The organism is Streptomyces sp. NPDC046900 (assembly GCF_040644975.1).
Taxonomy (GTDB): domain Bacteria; phylum Actinomycetota; class Actinomycetes; order Streptomycetales; family Streptomycetaceae; genus Streptomyces.
Map to the genome: position 1 here is coordinate 1 of NZ_JBEYXD010000091.1, position 20,377 is coordinate 20,377.

General features: G+C 70.5%; 12 protein-coding genes. 8 read left to right on the forward strand and 4 right to left on the reverse strand.

The window, feature by feature from the left end; all coding sequences use genetic code 11:
• Nucleotides 1-196, reverse strand: a 196-nt coding sequence (locus ABZ904_RS42580; RefSeq protein WP_361829482.1) for a transposase, incomplete at its 3' end; no start/stop codon positions are given.
• A 411-nt stretch (nt 197-607) separates the two neighbouring features.
• Here ABZ904_RS42580 and ABZ904_RS42585 point away from each other — a divergent pair.
• Both ABZ904_RS42585 and ABZ904_RS42590 read left to right on the forward strand, forming a co-directional pair.
• Nucleotides 608-1,543 (forward strand): phosphorothioated DNA-binding restriction endonuclease, encoded by a 936-nt coding sequence (locus tag ABZ904_RS42585; RefSeq protein ID WP_361829484.1) that lies wholly within the window; start codon nt 608-610, stop codon nt 1,541-1,543.
• 478 nt (nt 1,544-2,021) lie between these two features.
• Nucleotides 2,022-2,225: a DUF397 domain-containing protein gene (locus tag ABZ904_RS42590; protein ID WP_361829486.1), complete on the forward strand. Its 204-nt coding sequence runs from the start codon at nt 2,022-2,024 to the stop codon at nt 2,223-2,225.
• Nucleotides 2,226-2,320: 95 nt separating this feature from the next.
• Here ABZ904_RS42590 and ABZ904_RS42595 read toward each other — a convergent pair whose 3' ends face one another.
• The 3 genes from ABZ904_RS42595 to ABZ904_RS42605 form a co-directional block, all read right to left on the reverse strand.
• Nucleotides 2,321-2,548 (reverse strand): hypothetical protein, encoded by a 228-nt coding sequence (locus ABZ904_RS42595; protein WP_361829488.1) that lies wholly within the window; start codon nt 2,546-2,548, stop codon nt 2,321-2,323.
• A gap of 641 nt (nt 2,549-3,189) precedes the next feature.
• Nucleotides 3,190-4,095: a helix-turn-helix transcriptional regulator gene (locus tag ABZ904_RS42600; RefSeq protein ID WP_361829490.1), complete on the reverse strand. Its 906-nt coding sequence runs from the start codon at nt 4,093-4,095 to the stop codon at nt 3,190-3,192.
• Nucleotides 4,096-4,987: 892 nt separating this feature from the next.
• Nucleotides 4,988-6,136, reverse strand: a complete 1,149-nt coding sequence (locus ABZ904_RS42605; protein ID WP_361829492.1) for a hypothetical protein — start codon at nt 6,134-6,136, stop codon at nt 4,988-4,990.
• 803 nt (nt 6,137-6,939) lie between these two features.
• On the opposite strand from ABZ904_RS42605, the gene ABZ904_RS42610 reads away from it, so the two are divergent.
• The 6 genes from ABZ904_RS42610 to ABZ904_RS42635 are packed head-to-tail and all read left to right on the forward strand — an operon-like array spanning nt 6,940 to nt 20,260.
• Nucleotides 6,940-8,973, forward strand: a complete 2,034-nt coding sequence (locus ABZ904_RS42610; RefSeq protein ID WP_361829494.1) for a hypothetical protein — start codon at nt 6,940-6,942, stop codon at nt 8,971-8,973.
• The gene (locus ABZ904_RS42615; protein ID WP_361829496.1) at nt 8,967-9,935 is read left to right on the forward strand and encodes a hypothetical protein; all 969 of its coding nucleotides are present in this window, start codon (nt 8,967-8,969) and stop codon (nt 9,933-9,935) included. Before ABZ904_RS42610 ends, ABZ904_RS42615 begins: the two co-directional genes overlap by 7 nt.
• Entirely contained in the window at nt 9,935-15,394 is a 5,460-nt protein-coding gene (locus tag ABZ904_RS42620; RefSeq protein ID WP_361829498.1) for a DEAD/DEAH box helicase, read from the forward strand. The genes ABZ904_RS42615 and ABZ904_RS42620 overlap by 1 nt, the downstream gene beginning before the upstream one ends.
• On the forward strand, nt 15,394-17,193 hold the full coding sequence (locus ABZ904_RS42625; RefSeq protein WP_361829500.1) for a hypothetical protein: 1,800 nt from the start codon (nt 15,394-15,396) through the stop codon (nt 17,191-17,193). Before ABZ904_RS42620 ends, ABZ904_RS42625 begins: the two co-directional genes overlap by 1 nt.
• Nucleotides 17,190-18,554 carry a hypothetical protein gene (locus ABZ904_RS42630; RefSeq protein ID WP_361829502.1) on the forward strand — a complete coding sequence of 455 codons (1,365 nt, stop codon included), beginning with the start codon at nt 17,190-17,192 and terminating at the stop codon, nt 18,552-18,554. The genes ABZ904_RS42625 and ABZ904_RS42630 overlap by 4 nt, the downstream gene beginning before the upstream one ends.
• Nucleotides 18,551-20,260 (forward strand): Hsp70 family protein, encoded by a 1,710-nt coding sequence (locus ABZ904_RS42635; RefSeq protein ID WP_361829504.1) that lies wholly within the window; start codon nt 18,551-18,553, stop codon nt 20,258-20,260. Before ABZ904_RS42630 ends, ABZ904_RS42635 begins: the two co-directional genes overlap by 4 nt.
• Nucleotides 20,261-20,377: the final 117 nt, after the last annotated feature.

The following is a 20,377-nucleotide window of genomic DNA, read 5'->3' on the forward strand; positions in this document are numbered from 1 at the left end:
ACTCGCCCTCCGGACCCTCCACCGCACCGGCGGCCGCCGGACGGCCCTCCGCGTCGCGCACCCACGTCCGCAGCGTCTCGGGATTGACGTTCAGATCGGCCGCGACGTCCTTGAACGTCCGCCTGCCCGCCGAAGCCCGCCACAACGCGATCGCGTCGGAACGGAACTCCGCACTGTACTTCGAGGGCCGTGCCACGTAGATCTACACCTTCCAGGACCAAGAAGATCCATTATCAGGTGTCCACACCGCGGGGTGCGCCTCAATGGTGGTGAACCTTTCCTTTGGTGCCTGGCCGGTTGTGCCAGGTTGGTGAGCGCAGACGTACGGAGCCAAGCGCTCTGTGTTCTCGGGCCGGCATATGGGGCAGCGACATTAACTGCTGCAAGTAGCCCGGCATAGAGATAGTAAAGCGTGTGGAGTCTGTTGTTTCTCTCGAATGATGTCTTTTGCTCGAGCTGAGATTCACAGCCGGGCGGTGTGAAGCACTCAACCGGCGGTTGGAGTGGCGAACCGCCCTTGTGACACCAGGCGTGTGCGCACGTCCTGTTGCGTGCACACAGCCCGCGGCGAGCGCGACCTTGACGACATGGCAGGGTGGCCGTCGTGATGACGCGGGACGAATTGTTGAGCACCCTTGCGGGGCTGCGGCAGGCGCGGATCGGTGCGCATCGCGCGCCGCACAAGCCGTTGCTGGTGCTGTGGCTGCTGGGCCGGTTCGTCACCTTGGGGAGTACTGCGGTCACCTATGACGAAGCCGAAGGCCCTGTCAGCAGGCTGATCAACGATTTCGGTCCGGCGATGACCAACCCGTCGCAGGCCAAGCAGCGGGCCGCGATGCCCTTCGTGCACCTGGAACGTACCCTGTGGGACCTGTGGGACCTGTGGGACAGCGGCGGCCGGCCGATACCTCCGACCGATCCGGATCGGGGAGGGTGGCTGCGCGCCCACGGCGCCCATGGCCGGATGCGCCCCGAGGTGGAGAGGCTGCTCGCCGACCCGGGCGCCGTGGCGGCGGCTGCCGGGCTCCTGCTTCAGCAGCACTTCACCCCGGCTTTGGAAGCACCCATCTGTGACGCTGTCGGCCTCGAGGTGACCAGCTGGGCTGCGCATGCGATCTCCGTCCCGGGGCAGAGAGTGCAGCGGGTACGGCGGCCGGGTTTCGTCGAGGACGTCCTGCACGCCTACGCCTACGCGTGCGCGTTTTGCGGGTTCGACGGCGCCATCGGCCGCAATCCGGTGGGTGTGGAGGCCGCCCATGTGCGCTGGCACAGCCAGGGCGGTCCGGACGTGGTGAGCAACGGGCTGGCGTTGTGCTCCCTGCACCACGCGCTCTTCGACCTCGGTGTGCTCGGACTCGGGCCGGACCTGCGGATCCAGGTCTCCCGCTGGTATGTAGCCTGCAGCACGGCCGGGCAGGCTGTCGACGCCCTGCACGGCAGGCGTGTTGCGGCGCCTCGGCCCGGCCACTCGGCCATCGGTGCGCAGTACGTCGACTGGCACCAGCGGCAGGTCTTCAAGCGCCCCGCAGCGCACGCTGCATGACCTGTACCAAGGAAGCGTCCCAGGTGCACGGCCGGCCTTTCAGTGAAAGTTGCGGCCTGCGGGCGTCAGCTCATACCGGCCAAACTCCGGTTCGGCAGGTCTCTTCAGCGATCGCCGCGCCCGCATGCGCCGCGATGGCCAGCCGGGTACTGCGGCCGGTGCAGTCGGGCGCGCACGGCACGCGTTCTGCTCGACCCAAGGGTGTTGACGGTTGGACGACCGGGGGAGGGTCTGTTTGATCCCGCAGGTAAAAGCATTGGCCTTTGATCGCGAGCGTGGGGAGGAGGGCCATTTGGGCCGGTCGGGGTGTGCGGCGCTAATGTGGCCTGCCTGTAGCTGGAGTCGCCGTGGCTGTCGCTGTGACCTATGACGCATGTATGCTGAGACCCGCTAAAAGCCGACAAATCGGCAATTTCCGTGTGTCTTGCTGATGAATACATGCGCCCATGTTCTATGGGCGAGAGGGATGGGCGCAGACATGAACGCCTCGTGGTCGTGGCGCAAGTCGTCGTTCAGCGATGCTGCGGGCAACCAGTGCGTGGAGGTCGCTTGGACGGGGCGCGATGTCCTGGTGCGGGACTCCAAGGCCACGACGACGGGGCTGTTGGCGTTCAGTGCGCGCTCGTGGAACGCGTTTGTGGCGGCGGCGTGCGCGGAGCATGCCGGACCTGCGCACGGGTAGCGGGCAGACGCGACGCCTCCCCGCGCGCAGGCGGTTGGCAGGGTGTGTGCATGAGGTGCTGGTCAAGTGCCAGCAGCCTTCGCGTGCACCCTCGTTCAGCGGTTGGGGCTGCCCAGTCGGCCGGCTAGGGCCAAGCCTGCGGTGGCGATGGCTCCGGCTGCTGCCTTGCCGGAGTCGTCGGGAGCCAGGATCAAAATGGTGATGGCTGCGCCCAGGGTGGCGATCGCCACGATGGTGGCGGCCACGGCATTGGCGCGAGGCAGGACGGGAATGGTGCGGAATTCTTCCCTCGGTTTCCTCGGGGAAGGGTTGAGCTCTGACATGGTGTGCTCCAGATGGCCCGGGACTTGATGGTGCCAACTGCCGTGCCGCTTGCAGACGGACGGCTGTCTGCTGGGGGAATGCCCTGGCCGCAACGTGGTCATTCCTTGCGTGTTCGATATGCCGCTGTCGCGGCACGGCGGTAGTCCGCTGCCAGGTGTCCCGCTGCGCCCGCCTTTTCGACGCTCTTCCGATTGCGATCCGGCCACACGCTAGGTAGCAGATTGGTGGTTTATCCCGCCTCCTGGCGGAGAACACCTACCTGAGAGCGGTTGCGTCTGCGCGGCTTGCTGCCGTCTTCACCAGCAGCGATTGCCAACGTGCACCAGATGCGCGACCGTGGCCCATACGCTGGTCTCCGGTGGCCCGGGCGATCAGCATGGGGGCGCACCCGTTGCAGCGGGTCCGCTCCCGCTGTGGCTTCGCCTGTGCGGAGCCACAGTCATGTCGGCGTCGAATACGCCGTGCGCCCCGTCGTTGCCTCCGTGCGCCCCTGCGTGCCGCCCCACCGCCGCCCTGGAAATGCCCGGCCCCACCCGCGATACGGCCCGGCAGGCGGTGTGCCGGCCCTGCCCGGCCGGGCGCCGTGCTCGCCGGGAACGTGCACCGAGAGGGGGCACACAAGGGGTGTGGCCGTGCCGGGTCAGCCGTTTCCCTCGGGCGGCACGTGCAGGTCGTGCGGCTCGGTCTCCAGGTGCTCGGCTATCTGCAGCAAGATCTGCGGGACCCGGTCTCCCTTGATGGCCTGCTCCTCCAGTTTCCAGAACAGCTCGAGGTAGGAGACGAAATCTTCGGTCGCCGTGCTGACCGTCGCGGTGCCGCGGAGATTCTCCAGATACACGAACGGCGACATGTCCCCTTCGAACTCGAAGAGGGTGAAGGGCCCCTGGGAAGCGACATGCACACCCCGGCTGAACGGAAAGATCATGATGTTCCGTCGGGGGTGGGCGGCCAGTTCGGCCAGCCGCCGCAGCTGCGCGCGCATCACGCCGGGCCCGCCGACCTGCCGGCGGATCACCGACTCGTCCAGAATGAAGTAGGCCTCCGCGTGGTCGCGGTCGAGAGCCTCCTGCCGCAGCATGCGCGCCTCGAGCATGCGTTGGTGCTGCTGCTCGGAGAACTGATCCGGGGTGTAGGCCCGGATGATCGTCATGGCGTACTCCTCGGTCTGCAGCAGACCGGGCATGACCAGCGGTTGGAAGCTCCGCGTGACGGACGCGGATGACTCCATGGCCAAAAAGCCGAGGAAGTCCTTGTCGTAGATGTCCCGGTACTCGGTGAACGGCATCTTCCGGCTTCCCCGAGCCAGGTTGAGGAGCCGCTCCACGGCGGTCCTCTCAGTGATCCGGTACAGATCCAGCAGCGGGCGCAGATCGTTGACGGAGACACCCACCTCTCCGGCCTCGATCCGCAGCAGCTTGCTCGGCGACCACTCCATCCGCTGCGCTACCTGCCGCTGCGTCAGGCCGGCCGCCGTCCGGTGCTTGCGCAACTCTGTGCGCAGCTGCAGGCGCTGTATCGCGGGGCTCCCTCTGCTCGGCGTCGCCATCCATCCCCCCAACTGCGATATAGCCGATTGTCGCATCACTGAGTGGCAATCAGCCGACCTCAAGAGCGCATAAAGCAAGCCGTCTTTATGCAAGCTTCCACCCGCAGCCGCACCGCCTCCCCTGTCCCACCCGCCCCGCCAGCCGCGGCATGGCGGCCGAGCAACGCCCAACGCTGCGTTTGCAGCGAGCCGGAGAAGTAGGCAGCGGTTCCGAAGCGGCCCGAGTCCAGAACCACCAGACAAGACACACGACTGAAATCCGCCCTACGCACCCAGGTGCACCTGTGCTAAAAAGCGCTGCCCCTGCGCCCCGCCTGCCGACCCAGCCGCCCTGGCGGAACCCGAACACGCGGACAATCCAGGGTCAGAAGCCTTCCCCGCACGCCCCGGCCCCCAACGCTGCATCCCGAAGGCGGACAGGCCGGCGCGGCGTACGGCAGTGGGCCGCCGCCGAGGAACCCGGCATGCCTGTGTCCCGGCCGCCGCGCACCGCGCGGCCGCAAAGCAGCGAGCAGCACATACCCGCCTGGCACGTCAGCTGCAGCGGGCCCGGCCGTGGAGCCCTGTGTGCCACATCTGCGACGGACGTCTGATCAGCGGTGCGGCAGTGCAAGCGGCAGATAGCGCCGATTGCCACTCGCAGCGCGGGAAGAGGCCGGCCAGCGCCGCTGGCCGCCGCCTGCTGCGGCCCGGGGCCGCGCCGCGTGGCACGACGAGCTGCTGCCGCTGTCCTCGCCCTGGCCGGGACGGCCGCTCAGACACTGACGCTCCGACAGCTCGTGCCGGCCGGCCTCGCAGCGCCCGAGCCCGGCAGCTTTGGCCAAGGGTTGATCTCGACACTGCAGGACAGGCGCACCGGTCCGGTGACGGGGTACCGGTCACCGGGAGCCGGTCAGGCGGAGGATTCGTGACTGCCCATGAGTTGCTGGATCGCGGCCAGGATGCCCTCTGCGGCGGCGGGCTGGGCAGCGAGGGCGCTCAGGGGGAGCGAGGGCCAGCCTATGTAGCCCTTCTGGCGCTGCACCTCCAGTTTCTTCTCCCATTCGGGCACGGCCGGCAGCGACTTGGCGAAGGCGGCCGCCTGATCCGGGCCGAGGTGGTGGGTGACTGATCCGAAGCTGAGGGCGAGTTCTTCCTTGGGAGGGGTCTCGTACAGGGACAGCGTCCAGATCGGCACCTGCCGCCCGGCGACGGGGTAGGAGGCGGACATGCTCGGGTAGGTGGCCGTTCCGCCCTCCAGCCGCCCCCTGGCTGCCGCGTGATCGAGCAGTGCCGTCGCGATCTGCCTCAGCTGCGGGGCGAGACGCGTGCGGAGCGCCGCGTCCATGTCGGCACGCTTGGTCCTCTGCGTGCTGCGGCGGCCGGAAGGGGACTTGGCTGCGGTGGCGACCTCCCCGTGGATGCGCGGGACCAGGACCCGGAGGTCTCCGCTGCCCCGGTACTGGGTCAGTTCGATGGCGTACACGTCGGTCTGCCGCATCTGCCGGTTCAGGAACTCGACGATCGCCCTGAGCTCCAGCGGGATCCGGTCCGCGACGAACAGCAGCCGCATCTGGCCGGCGGCCAGCCGCTCCTCGACCGTTGCCCAGAACTCTTCCGGGGAGCGGTCGCCGAGGAGCTCCCCGTACGCCTCTTCCACCGGCCGGCCGTCCGCGGCGCAGGTCTCCTCGAAAGAGCGCTGGAGCAGTGCTCCAGGCCAGTAGCGCGCTCCGTTCGCTGCGTAGTCCAGCATCTGACCCACGACCTCGCGCCGGATACGCGTGTCGTTTGCCCGCTTGACCTCCACCAGCGTCGGCACCCCGTCGGCGTCGACGAAGAGGTGGTCCAGCCAGTACGCCGGCGCACCGTCTGCGCTCGTTGCGACACCCATCTCCCGCGCCACCAGCACGAGTCTGAGCGGCTGGCCGTCAGCCAGCGAGCCGAAGTCCAGGATCCTGGGATGGCGCGCGAGAAGCTCCTGGAACTCCGCCTCGGTCTCGAATGCGGCCTGCTCCAGGGCCTGCAGATCCGCGCCCAGAACGAATACCGGCTGATCAGCCACGTGCTCCCCCTGTGATTTCGCGGTCGCAATCAATGATCGCTTCCCCATGGCGGCCTCCTGTGAGGAAGGCGGCGAGAGCCTGATCGTAGAGTCGGCTCTGGCTGCAGACGGACGCATCCGGCAAAGTCCGCGCGGTGCAGTTCGCCTCGAAGGAGCCCGGATCGGCGCCTGCCGTGGATGCGGTGAGTGCGGCTGCACTGCCGACTGCCCTGAGTCCGTGCGTGTCCTCTCCCGTTTCCAGGTCCGCGCGGTGGGGGACTGGAGCGGCGTCGTCCGCCGGTGCCGTCGGCAGGTGCATCCGGCCTCGCCGCTGGGCGGTTGTTCTGTTTGCCTTCCAGGCAAGATCACGGTTGCGACACAGGTGTCGATTATGTGTAGGTCGCATGGATAGCCTGTGTCATCGCCCGGGGGCTTTTCCAATGCGGTGCAGGTCAGGGGCGACAGGAGGCTGCTGTGGGGAACGTCCCGGACGTCTGCGGGACGAGTCGCGAAGCGATGCGGAGTGAGCCTCTTGTGCCGAGTGGGGTGGCGGTTGTGCGGGCGCCGGTGTTGTCGGCGGACGGGACGGCGCCTGCACCGGCATCGCAGGTGCCGGGGGGGGGCTCCTTCGCCTGATCGAGGAGCTCCGCTGCCTGGTTGCACTGCCAGAGCAGTGCAACCATGCGATGTCAGTGGTGGTTTGTAGGGTGCAGCGCGCTGGGGGCGGGCTGGACCGCGCGGGTGGCGCGGCATCTGCCGCGCCTGTCTGCGGGCGATAGGGGACCCCGGACGGGTGGGCCGTGGGTAAGAGGTGGGGGCAGGACGTGGATTTCGGGCCGTATGCGGACTGGCAGCGGGCTTTGGAGGAGGCCTTCTTCAGTCCGGACTGGGACGGCCACCCGGTCGTCATGTATGTCGACGAGCCGGTGGCGCAGCAGCTGCAGGAACACTTCCGCCTTGCTGTGCCGCTTGGGGAGGCCGTGCGCCGGGTCGTCCGGCCCGGGGAGGCCAGGCCCTACCAGGCCGTTGAGCGGTACGAGGCGTCCAAGAGCGCAGGCAGCGAGGATGCGCCGGCGGTGCTGCCCCTGCTCGCCTGCTCGGTGGTCGCCGCGACCCGTATGGCCCATGACGGGATGCGCAGGGCGAGCAACTACCACAGCCACTTCTCCGAGCTCCTCGCCGGCAGGGAGGGCGTGCTCACGTCGGCCGACTACGCGGCAGTCGCCGAGATGTGGCAGCGGCTTGCTTCCTGGCAGGTCCAGTGGGGCTCCTACCGGGGCCTGTGCACGATCCCGTCGCCGGGCGACCTGCCCCGCAACCAGGCGCGCATCGGCTACGCCCTGTCCCAGGCCGTGCTGCGGGGGACCGACCGGCAGCTGCTGCCGAAGTTCTTCGACGTCATGAGAGCGCGCAACAGGGGGGCGTGGCCCCAGCCGGGAGCGGCCCTGGCGCAGGGTGCGCGCCTGTGGGACCAGGCCGCGAAATTCACGCCGGCCTTCCAGAGGGCGCTCGACCACCCTGAGTTCCGGCCGCTCGTCGAGCGGCTGCTGGGCCGCCTGGCCGATGTGTGGGACGGCTCCCCGCACTACGTGGCCCACGGGACCCCGCGAGGGGAGCTCCTGGTGCGGTTCGAGAACCGGCGCCTTGGCTGGCTGGCCAGGCTCCCGCGCCCGGGAGCGGACGCATACCAGCTGGCTGGGGGTGTCGCGCTGCGGCAGCTGGGGGAGACGAACTACTACGCGGTGGACGGGCTGGAGCTGCCCGCCGACCGCTCCCTGCGCGCGGGCGTGCAGCTGGTCGGGGAAGGGGTTGCTGTCAGCCGCCCCGCCTCCTCCCTGGTCGTGCTGACGCAGAACGAGTCGCTGGACTGCCGCACCAGCGTGGACAGGTTCGTGCCCGGCGAGGACCACATGGTCCTCGCGGCGCCCGAGGCTGCCCGCGATGTCGAGGCTGTGCTGGAGAAGGCGGCTTCCCCCAGGCCCGCGCCCAAATCCTCGCTGTCGTGGCTGCCGCAGGGGTGGGTCCTCTACCCCCGGGTGGTCTTCGAGGACGCGGTGACCCTCAAAGAGGCCATCCGCGATGTCCAGGGGGCGCTGCTTGCGGTGCAGCCCGCTCCGCAGTTCAAGGCGGCTTTGCAGGGGGGACTGCTCCTTGCGCCCAAGCTCAGCAGGAAGCTGTACCTGGCCGGGGGCGAGCCGGACCTCGTGCTGCCCGACGGCGCCTCGGGCGCGGCGGTACTCGACGGGCAGCCGCAGGATCCGCCCTTCCAGGCCAGGGGAGTTCCGATCCCGCTGTGGCCGCGGGGACTCGAGCCGGGCAGCCACGTCCTGGAGGCGGAGGGGAGTGTCCTGGCCTTCGCCACGGCTGACGGCGCCCCGGGCCTGGCGGAGGTGGAGCAGCCTGTCGGATTCGCCGCTGCCGGCGCTGAAGCTGCGGCATTCGCCTCCCCGGGCAGCGGCGCCGGCCTGGTCCGCGGAGCCGGCCTGGGCACGTCCGGCTCGGGCGCCGCGCCCCGCGTGGTCCTGTGCCGCCGCCGGGCCCAGGAGACCGTCTTCGCCTCCTCGGACGGGCGGGCCTGGCGGATAGCCGAGCCCGCCACCCCTTCCTGGTGGTCGAGGCTGCCGCAGGCGCCTTCCGACTACCGCTTCGAAGTCGACGTCCGTGCCGGCGGCGGATGGGTTCTGCAGCTGCGGCAGGGCGAATGGTGCGTCGAACCGGCCTATCCCGAGATGCCCTCGTTCGCTCCCGGCCCGGAGCACCGCGCGTGGGCCGATGCCGTACTGGGCGCCGCGGATGCGGGCAGCGGAGAGCTGTGGGACGCCTTCGTCGATATGGCCCGGGAGGCCGCGGAGTGCTGAGTATCGGAAATCTGCTGCTGCGGTGGGCGAGTGAGCTCGGGGGCGGCAAGGTCGCGGACTTGAGGGCCGGCGTGCTGCACGCGGCCCGCAGCAGGGGCATCCCCGTACGCGAGGGTGCGGACGGCCGATGGCTGCGCGATGTCTCTGCCCTCGGGCACGTGGACGTGGACTGGCGCCGAGGGCTGTGGTCCGCGGCTCCTCCAGTGCTCACGCGGGTGCCGTTCTCTGACGGCCTCGCCGTGCTCGCCGGGCGCCGGACCGCATCCTTCGACCAGGCGGTCGATGCCGCCGTCGATGAGTGGGCTGAGGTCCTCTGGGTCGAAAACGAAGCAGCCGACGGCGACATCCCTGTACCGGACACGCTCTACTTGCAGTACGACGCGGCAGAGGACCTGCCCCGCGACGCCGGGCGGCTGGGATGCGCCTACGCTCCCTGTGCGGCACTCCAAGCGGTGTCTCTCCTGCCCGAACTGGCAGCGGGCCCTGCAGCCGCCCCGCCAGGAATGGGCAACATCCACACCGTTGAGCGGTACAACCTCGGGACGCGCGAGTACGAGCCTGCCCATTCACACAGCGAAGACGGCCTGTACCGGTGGCGGAGCGCAGACTACGCACGACTCGTCCAGGTCAAAAGAGGCGGCCGGTTCCTCAGCACGGAGCACGAGTACGGCGTCTATCTCGAGCACGAGCGGCTGGGCAGCAGCGTGATGCGGTGGCAGCCCGAGGGAAGCACGGGACGCCAGCGTGTAGGCCGCCTCGCAGTCGACTGGGGAGCACCCCTGCCGCCTCTGCACGCCCGTGCAGCCGTCCTCTGCAGCGGCCTGCAGCCGCGGTTCCACAAGCTGGCTGAGACCGTCCGTTACGACAACGTCCCCCTCGCGGCCGCCGAGGGGCTGGCCAAGTCCCTGCACCAGAAGCTCGAAGTCCAGAAGGCCGATGCGGCGCCCGGGAAGGCGGAGTGATGACTGATTCCACCGAGCAGGCCCGGCGGCCCGAGGCCGCGGACATCCTCGGCAGCTTCCAGGCGCTGCGCGACACGCTCATGCGGTACTACGACACGCCGTTCGCTGTCGAGGATCCCTCAGTCATGAAGGAGCGGCGTGCCCTTTTGGACACCGATGGCGGCGCCTGGCGGGAACCGCTGCTGGAACTCCGTCCGCAGTACGCCCCGAGCGGCGTCCCCGTCGCCGGGTCCTTCCGTGCCGCAGGCGCGCACCCGCAGGCAGCAGATTTCGCCCAGTTCGCCCTCCCCAGCGGTGTAGAGCAGCTCTACCGGCACCAGCACGACGCGCTCGTTGCCGCATGCCGCGACGGCCGGGACATCGTCGTCACCGCTGGCACCGGCTCCGGCAAGACGGAAGCCTTCATGCTGCCGATCATCGCCGATCTGGTCGCTGAGTCCGCTCGGTGGCCGGGCCGCGGCGCCACTCAGGCCGCGTGGTGGAGGGGGAACGGCGGCTACGAGCCGAGCCGAGTCGGCGAGGTCGGGCACCAGGCCGCCCTGCGCGCCCTGGTCCTCTACCCGACCAACGCCCTCGCCGACGACCAGCTGGTACGCCTGCGCAGAGCGCTGGACAGCGACGCCGCCCGCGACTGGCTGGAGCGGAACCGGTCGGGCCACCGCTTCTACTTCGGCCGCTACACCAGCGCGACGCCGGTGTCTGGGAGCGCTGAGGCAATGCCCGCCCTGGACCGGATGCGCTCGTACATGAGAGAGCTCGACGAGCGGGAGCAGCGCGCCGCCGGCCATATCCACGATTTCACCCCGCGGGTCTGCGGTGCCGAAATGCATGCCCGTTGGGACATGCAGCACGCGGCCCCGGACGTCCTGGTCACCAACTACTCGATGCTCAACATCATGCTCCTGCGCCCGCAGGAGGCCCCGATGTTCGAGGCCACCCGCCGCTGGCTGGATACCACCCCGGGGGCCCGCTTCACGCTGGTTCTCGACGAGCTGCACATGTACCGCGGAACCGCAGGGACAGAGGTCGCCTACCTGCTCCGCAAGCTGCGCCACCGGCTCGGGCTCGAGAGCGCACCCGAGAAGTTCCGCGTGCTGGCCGCATCGGCCTCTCTCGAAGCGGGCAGGGACGACGAGTTCCTGGAGTCGTTCTTCGCACTGCCGCGCGGGCGGCACGTGGTCGTGCCCGGAACCCTTGCACTGCCCGAGCCCGGCTCCACCGACTTGACCGCCCATGCCCAAGACCTGGCCGCTGCGGCCGAGGGCGACTTGGCGACCGAGCCGGCGGGCCGCCTGCTGCAGGCCACCGGTGCGGCCGACGCACTGGCACTGACCCTGGCGCCGGACGGCAAGCCCCAGGCCCAGCGCCTGTCCCGTACGGCTGCCCAGCTCTTCCCGGGGCTCCCATCACAGGGCGAGCAAGCAAAAGCACTCCATGGCGTGCTCCGCGCACTCGGCGCTGCGTCAAACCCCGCACTGCCCAAGCTGCGCGCCCACATGTTCTTCCGGAACATCGACGGCATCTGGGCCTGCTCAGACCCTCAGTGCCCCGATGTCCCAGGCGGCAGGCACCCGCAGCGCCGCATCGGGCGCCTGTTCAGGGCACCCACCTCTCGCTGCAGCTGCGGGGCCCGGGTCCTGGAGCTGCTGTACTGCCAGAACTGCGGCGATCTCATGCTCGGCGGCTTCACGAGTCCCACGCTGCTGGGCAAGGCCACGTTCCGAGGCTCACTGCACACCGACTTCCCTGACTTCGACCAGCTGCCGGACGACGCGACGGGCGCGGCAAGCGCCGGCAACTACGTGGTGTACTGGCCGCGCAAGACGCAACTCGGCCTCGAGAGCCCTGAGTGGACCGCCTCGCAGTCCCATCAGGGCGCCAAGGCCACCTTCCAGTTCAGGCCGAGCCGCTACCAACCGGGCACAGGCCGACTCGCCAACGACAAGGCCGAGTACACAGGCTGGTCATTCCACGTTGTCCCAGACAAGGACAAGGAAGGAAAACCGGCGCTCGACATACGGGGCTTGAAGGCGATCCCGACGCGCTGCCCGGCCTGCGGCGACGACTGGGAGGTGAAGCGGGCGCGCGACCCCAGGACCGGTGCGATGAAGCCGATCGGCCTGGAGGATCCCGCGCGCCTGCGCAGCACCCCTGTGCGCCGGATGCGCACCGGCTTCGACAAGCTCAACCAGGTGCTCACCACCGAGGCCCTCGGCCACATGCCCGAAGGCGAGCGCAAGGTCATCGCCTTCTCCGACAGCCGCGACGACGCCGCAGAACTCGCCAGCGGCCTCTCCCTGCGCCACTACCAGGACCTCCTGCGGCTCATGGCCGCGGAGGTCGTCGAGAGACAGGGCGATCCGCACGCCGACCTGCAGCTGGTCAAGGCGCACTACGCACACCAGCCCGTCGACCGGGAGCAGGTCCGGGCTGCGTTGCAGCGGCTGCGCGACCGCCACCCGCGCGAACTGTCTGCGCTGCGCGACATCCTCAACGACGAGATCGACGCGGAGCCCGAGCGGCAGCCCGAACTGGAGTCGGTGCTCGGCTCCCTGCCCTCGCTCCAGGACCTCCGCTACGACCTGCGCGGACTCCTCCTCGACTACGGAGTCAACCCGGGCGGCCCAGCAGCCTCGCTGCAGAACTACAACGGCATCCCGTGGACTGCGCTGTTCGACTGGAAGAAGGACCGCGGCCTCAAGCCCGGCCTGACCGAGGAGCAGGAGGAGTACCTCAGGCGGATCGAGGACAGCCTGGGACGCGAGTTCGTCTTCGGGCTGTTCTCCGGCGCCGGCCGCGACTTCGAGTCGCTCGGACTCGGATGGCTCAGCCTGTCCGGCGACCGGACCCCCCTGGACATGCCGCCGGACTCGGACGTCGCGCTCGCCCGCGCCAGCCTGCGGATCCTCGGCCTTCTCCGGCGCTTCACGGAGCTGCGCGCCGGCTCTGAAAAACCGCCGGCTCCTCTTCTCCACTTCTGGAAGAAGATCGCCCAGCGCGATGGCACGGACTTCGATACCGTCAAGGACCGCGTGCTTGCCGCTTGGGGGCAGGCAGTCGCCCAGTACATCATCGACCCCTCCAAGGTCTCCCTGCGGCCGGGGGACGGGCGCGCTTGGATTTGCGGCAGCTGCCGACGCCCGCACCTGCACAGGGGCGTCGGCCTGTGCACGAAGTGCCAGGCCGAACTGCCGGACACTCCGGCGCAGTTCACCGGCGCCCTCAACGACGACTACTACGCATGGAAGGCCCGGACCCGCACAGGCAACTTCGCCCTCCGAGCAGCGGAGCTCACGGGGCAGACCGACCGCATCGACGCCCAGTCGCGCCAGGCCCGGTTCCAGGACGTCTTCATCGGCGAGGACGACGTCCCCGACGCCGACGGCATCGAGGTCCTCTCCGTGACGACGACCATGGAGGCCGGCGTCGACGTCGGCTCCCTCAATACGGTGCTGCTCGCCAACATGCCGCCTACCCGCTTCAACTACCAGCAGCGTGTGGGCCGTGCAGGCCGCCGCGGCAGCCCCGCGGCCACGGCCCTGACCATCTGCCGCGGGCGCAGCCACGACGAGCACTACTTCGCCAGGCCGGAAGAGATCACGAACGCCCCGACCCCGCCCCCGTACCTGGCCCTCGACATGAGGCCGATCTTCGAGCGGGTTCTGCTCGGCGAAGTGCTCCGGCAGGCCTTCGATGCGGTGGCCGCCGCGCGGGGCAAGGGCGACCCCGACCTCACCAAGAACATCCACGGCCAGTTCGGCTTCGCCGCCGATTGGCCAGTGCACCGGGAGGCAGTGCGCCGCTGGGTGGACGGGCACCATGCCGATGTCGAGTCGGCGGCTCGCGCACTGCAGGCTGCAACGCCGGAGCCCGTCGCGTCCATCGACCCGATCCCCTGCGTGAAGGAGCTCTTGGACCGGGTAGACGCCAAGGCCGCCTCAGCAACGGGGCACGCTGAGCTCAGCCAGCGGCTCGCCGAAGCAGGGCTCCTGCCGATGTTCGGCTTCCCCACGCGCGTGCGCTACCTCTACACCGAGCGGCCCGAGACGAACTTCCCCTGGCCCCCGCCCGGCGCGATCGACCGCAACCTGGCCGTGGCGCTGGCCAAATTCGCGCCCGGGTCCGAGACTCCGCGCGACGGACGCCTCTACCAGTCGATGGGAGTGGTCTCCTTCCGCCCGGGGCGCACCCGCCCGTGGGCCGAGGACGAGCCATTCGGTCCAGAGGCCCGGGTCGCCTTGTGCCGCCTGTGCGCGCACATCAAGCCGCTTGAGGACGGCGAGGAGCCGAAGTCATGCCCCGCATGCGGGGCATCGGGCCGAAACTACGCCGCACTGCCCATGCGCGAGCCGGCAGGCTTCCGTGCCGGGACGCCGCGCGACTACGACGGCGTCCGCGAATGGGGCCAGGGGGGTGCCAGCTCCCGCACCGCAGCAGACCTCGAAAAGGACGCCCCCCGGGTGCACAGGAGTGCCGACGACTGGCTCGTCGCCCATGCGGGAAGCGGCGACCGCTTCACGATCAACAGCAACAACGGCCGTCTGTACCGGTTCAAGAGAGTGCACGGCTCGTGGGGCGGCTACCACGTCGTCGACAGCCCCAAAGCGCAGGCCGACCTCGAGACCGCGCTGGGAGCAACGGAGCACACCGACATGCTGTTCCTCGGCGCCCGGGCCCCCCTCGACGCGGACCGCGGGCTGCGGTTCGACCTCTCCTCCTACGAGCAGCCGCACGGATTCCGCGACGCTTACCACGGCAGGCGCGCAGCCTGGTATTCGCTGGCCGCCCTCCTGCGCCGGGCCGCCGCGCCGTTCCTGGACGTGCAGCCGGAGGAACTCCTGGCGGGCATCCACGGCTCGGCCACCGCCTCCTCCCCGGTGCTGGCCTACCTCGCCGACAGCCTGGAGAACGGCGCGGGGTTCAGCACACACCTGGGAGCGCCCGAGCACATCGAGGACTTCCTCGACGCAGTGGAGGGATACCTCGCAGGGCTCGGCGCGGACCACGCAGCAGAGTGCAGCGGCTCCTGCTACCGCTGCCTGCGCGACTACTCCAACATGCGCCTCCACCCCCTGCTGGACTGGAGGCTCGCTAAAGACCTGATCAGCGTCCTGCGCGGGCGGCAGCTCGCCGTGGACACCGCCGCGCACAGCACGCTGCTGAAGCGCTGGGCCGAGGACCGCACCGACCTCAGCGCGGAGGTATGCGACACCCCCTTCGGCTGCATAGCCCTGGCCCAGGGCGAGTTCGCCGAGGACACCTTCGCCGTGGTGGTCAAGCACCCGCTGGAGTCCGCTGAGCTGACAGCCATGGCCCCCCGGCTGCGCGAGGTGGGCGACTTCGTCCGCAGCAGCGGCCTGGCCGAGCGCACGGCCTTCGCCGACGCCTACTGCCTGGACCGCATCCCCGCAGCCGTGACCAGCGAGCTGGTCGCGTTCGCAGAGGAGGGGGAGCTGTGATGGCAGGCCCGCTGTTCTCCCACCCCGCCGTCGGCGACCGCTCCACTCCCGCGCCGACCCGCGAGGAGTTGATCGAGCGCGAGCGTCAGCGCCGGCTGGCTCTGATCGCTGCCCGGTCCTCCGGTTCGCCGGCCGCGGCCGAACGCTCCGATGAGGACAGCCATGCCCCGCAGCCGCAGCAGCCCCCAAGCGCCTCGGCGCCCGAAGCCGCGGTGCCTGCTCACCGCCCCTGGCCAGCGGCGGTCCCCGACGGCTTCGCATCCGAGTCGGCCTGGCACGCGGCGCAGCAGGCGGCCCGAGCAGTGGCCGCTGCCGCACGGGCGGGCGGCCACCCCGCGCCCCAGCTCGAAGCCCTCGCCCCGGATACGGCAGCAGACCAGCTGGCGCGGCTCGTGGCCGCCGCTGTTGTGCCGCTGGCGCCGATCACCGCTGTCCGCACGCTCGCAGAGGCAGCAGGAGCGGTGGACGCCCTCCTTCCGCCCGGCCAGGCCGTCCGTGCCCGCGCACTCCTCGCAGGCGACCCCGGCCAAGTAGCCGCCGGCTACGGCAATGCGGAGGGAAGCGGGGCCGACGGAGCCTGGCAGGTATACGCGGACTACGTGCGGCTCACCCAGTACGGCCGGGTGCCTGCCGAAGACCAGCAGCGGCTCGCGCAGCTGCTGCCGCTGCCCGTGGTCGACGACCTCGTCGACGCCGGGCACCTCGCGCCCAGAGCCGTCCCTGAAGACGGCGACCGCCGCCTCTACCTGCAGGCCCGGCTCGCCCCCTCGCAGGTGGACATGGAGGGCCTGCGCGGACTGGGGTGGGCTGAGGAGCAGGCCCGCCGGGAGTTCCGCCTCCGGCTCGCCCGCGGGGACACCGCAGTGCTCGAGGAAGCGCGCGGGCTGACGGACGAGCAGCTCAGGCTCGCGGCGGACCTGGCGCAGGTGCGTTCAACCAGCCGGATCCCCTCCGAGCTGTCCGCCATGAAGTGGCTGTGGCCGGCACTCGAGCGGCTCGCCCCGCAGGCTCCGGTCAACCTCCGCCGCGACAAGGCCTTCGGCAGCTGGTTCGTCGTACGGCGCATGCACCGGGCTCTTCGGGCCGCGCACCGCGAGCAGCTGCTCAAAGACCCCAAGCGGGCCGACTCGCTGCTCAAGCACGCGCGCAACGAGGCCAACGCCCTGCGGGACATCTGGACGCCGGGCAGCTGGGAGGCCAAGAACCTCCTCGCCTACCTCCTGGTGCTCAGCCCGGCCGGGGACGAGGCCTACGACGAGGCCCTCGACGCCATCAGCCCGGTGGCGCCGGGCCGCGGCCTGCGCGAAGACCAGCTGCCCGGCGCCGGGCGCAGCCACCTCGAGCACAACCGCACGGTGCTGCGCCAGCTGCAGCGCCACCGCGAGGACGACCACGTCCTGAACCCCTACCTCGTCCTGGGCGTAGCGGACAGCGCGCCAGAGCAGGTGTGGAAGGAAAGGTGGCGGGCCCTGCGCCGGGCGCTCGACGACGACGGCGAGGCCGCGGTCAACCAGGCCAAAGACGCCATTCAGGCACTCGAGCGGGGCCGCGCCCCCGTAGAGCCCTTCCTCGTCCCCCTGATGCCCCAGCGATGGGCCAACCCCGCCGCCGGGGCGGCTGCGACCGGAGCCGGAGCACCGCCGATGCCGCGCCGCACGGCCGCACCGACGCAGCAGGAGCGGGACTACGCCCGCGACCAGGCAGCACGGGCCATCATCCGCGCCGCCTGCCAGAATGTAGGGCTCCCAGCCGACCCGGCGGCCCCCCCGGCCTCCTCCCCAGAAAGCAGCAACCAGTGAGCAACAAGCCCCAAGGCGGCAGCGGGTCCTCCGCGCACAAGGACAGGACGGGACAGCCGCCGGCCAAGGGCAAGGGACGCGGCACCCGGCTCCAGCGGGCCCAGACAGCGCCGCAGGAGCGGCAGAGCCGTGCCGGCCGCGCACCCGCCGCCCCTCCCCGGCGGAAAGCGCGACCGCCAGTGGTCGTCCACATCGGAGAAGGCCATCCGCACTGCGAGGCAGGGACCTTCGATGCTGCGACCCTCCTGGCATCCGTCCTGGCGTCTGTCGAACCGAGGATCACCGAGGGCCTGCACTCGCTCCAGGGCGCCGCGGCCGAGGCAGGCGACGGCGCTGAGACGGTGGCGCAGGCCATCCGGTCCGTCGGCCGCCAGCTCGCGGACGCTGTGCGGGCGGGCGTGATCGAAGGCATGCGATCCCGGGACCGCCACCTGGCCCAGCTGGCGGTGATCGACCGCGCTGCAGCCCAGGCCAGCGCCCTTGCGGAGCTCCAGGAGCGCATCGACCGGGAACTGGCCCTTGTCGGGGTCCGGCGCATCTCGGAACTCTCCGACCTGGCCGCGTTCAACCTGGCCGACGCAAGCGGCACCCCTGACGGCAGCCCCCTGAGCGGCGACGCCTACGAACTGGTCAGTCCGGCATACGTCGACGCTGAAACCGGGCGCATGATCGAGCGCGGGTGGATCCGCTCCCTGCCTGCAGGACCGGCTCCCGCACCTGCAGGCAAGCTCCACGGATCTGTCTCGCGCACGCACAAGGACCGCCAGCGGCCCGTGACCGCCGCCGGCGCCGACGGGCCCGCCTCAGCAGACCAGCCCAAGACGCAAGGCCCGCAGGAGGACCCTGCTCCGCACAGCAGCAGGCAGGGCCCCGGCGGCGCCGCGGAGCAGCCCGCCGCGCGGCCGGCTGCAGCCGCAGAGCAGACCGCCCACCACCAGGAGCCGCGCCAGGGCGAGCACCGCGCCGCGCCCCAGCAGACCGCCCGCGAGGAACCGCAGCCGGAAGGCCACAGCAGACCCCCCGAACCGCGCAGCGGAACCCGCCCCGCACTGCCGCACCTCAGGCCGGCCGCAGATCCGCAGACCGAACCGGCCGCAGAGCAGCAGCATGCAGAGGCTGACGGCCCGGGCCGCGCTGCGGCCCCCGACCCAGCAGCTGACCGCAGCGGACGGGATGCCGCCGAGGAGCCCGGGCACCCGCTGCCTCAGACTGCGCCCGCGGACGGGGCCGGCGAGCCCCGCCGCACCGCCGCACGCGCGCCGGGAGCCGTCGGCGGCGTCGCCATGCCCCGCCGGTACCGCCCCCAGCAGGTCGGCACGGCACCGGAACAGGACAACCAGCCGCCCAGGAGCACGAGTTGACATTCGGCATCGATTTCGGCACCAGCAACTCGGTTGTCGCCCGGTCCGACGGCACCCACACCGAGACCCTGCCCATCGACAGCCACGGCATCCCCGCCCAGTGGCGCCAGCCGGAGTTCGAGGAGCTCTTCCCCTCCGTCCTGGCCGTCCGCGACCTGCAGCGCACCCTCTGCTTCGGCTGGGCGGCCAAGACAGCGCCGGGCGAGCCCGTGGACGCAGTCAAGCGGATGCTGGGCACGCGCTCCGCCGGAGCGCAGGAGGGCGATGCGGGAGCGCCCGCCCTCGAAGAGCACCACGTGTGGCTGGGCGGTGAGCCCTTCCGCACCACGGCCGCCGCCGCAGCACTCTTCGCCCAGATGAAGACAGCCGCGCAGCGCAGCTTCCTCGACCTGTCCGAAGCCGTCGTGACCGTGCCCGCCAACGCAACCGGCGGCGCGCGGTACCGGACCCGCGCGGCCGCACGGCTGGCCGGCATCAAGGTCAAGGCGCTGCTCAACGAGCCCACGGCGGCAGCCGTCTCCTACGCCAACGAGATCGACATCCCGGGCCGCTTCCTGATCTTCGACTGGGGCGGCGGCACCATCGACGTCACCGTCCTGTACTACGACGGGAAGTACTTCGAAGAGCTGTCCTCGCGCGGCATCGCCGCACTGGGCGGACTGGAGTTCGACGAAGCACTGGCCCGGATCTTCCTGGCCAAGCTCGGCCAGGTGCCCGAGCACCTGAGCCCTGAAGAGCGCAACCGGTGGCGGCGCGATGTCGAGCTCACCAAGATCGCCCTGTCGCGTCGCGACGCAGCCGAGGTGCCCTTCGACCTCCCGGCGCTCGGCACGACGCTGACGGTGTCGCGGGCCGAGTACCTGGCGTCCGTCTCGCCGCTGATCGAGCGGGCGATGCAACCGCTGGAGCAGGCCCTGGACGACGCCGGGATCGCCCCCGGTGGGATCGACACCGTGCTCATGATCGGCGGCACGTCGCAGATCCCAGAAGCGCGGGAGGCAGTGGGCCGCATCCTGGGCGCCGACCGGATCGTCCCGGCAGAGCTGTGCCACCCCATGACGGCAGTCGCACGGGGCGCGGCGATCTACTCGGCGGCCCTGGACGACCCCGACCAAAAAGACCGCTTCAGCCTCGTCACCAACTACGACCTGGGCACCGCCTTCGACGCCGGGCCCCGCAAGGGCTTCCAGCCCATCATCCGCCGCAACCGCACCCTGATCGCGAGGGGGGAGCGGCGCTTCACTCCGTCGCGGCCCGACGCGGTCTCCGTCAACGTGGAGATCATCGAAGGCGAAGCGGGCTACCTGGCAGACAGCGACCGGGCCTTCCCCCTCTCCCATCTGGAAGTCCCGCTGCCCAAGCCGGAGCGCGAACCCGAACGCAACGCGGTACTGGTGCAGTTCCGCTACGACCACAGCGGCATCCTCGGAGTGAAGGTCACCCACGAGGCCACCAAGAAGCCCCTGTTCGACGGCGAGATCGACTCGTTCGGCAAGGACGGCACCCCGCTCCAAGCCGGACTCGGCGACGAGCTGGTGCGGCTCCTGTCGCACACCGAGGTGCCCTTCCTGGACGCCGGCGCCCCCTCACCTGAGGAGGAGGGTCTGCGGAAGGAAACCGGAGGCGGACAGCCTGCGCAGGCTCCGCCGCAACCCGCTGAGGACCCCGACCTCTCGGTGAACGGCGTGCCGCAGCAGCGGCTGTGAGCGTTCCACGCCGAGCGGGTCTGCTCCTCTTCGCGGACGCTGCGCAGGGCTGGTCCAGCTGGGCGATGCAAGCTGGCTGGACCGGCCCGGGCCTGGAACGGAGGCTGCGCGGAAGCT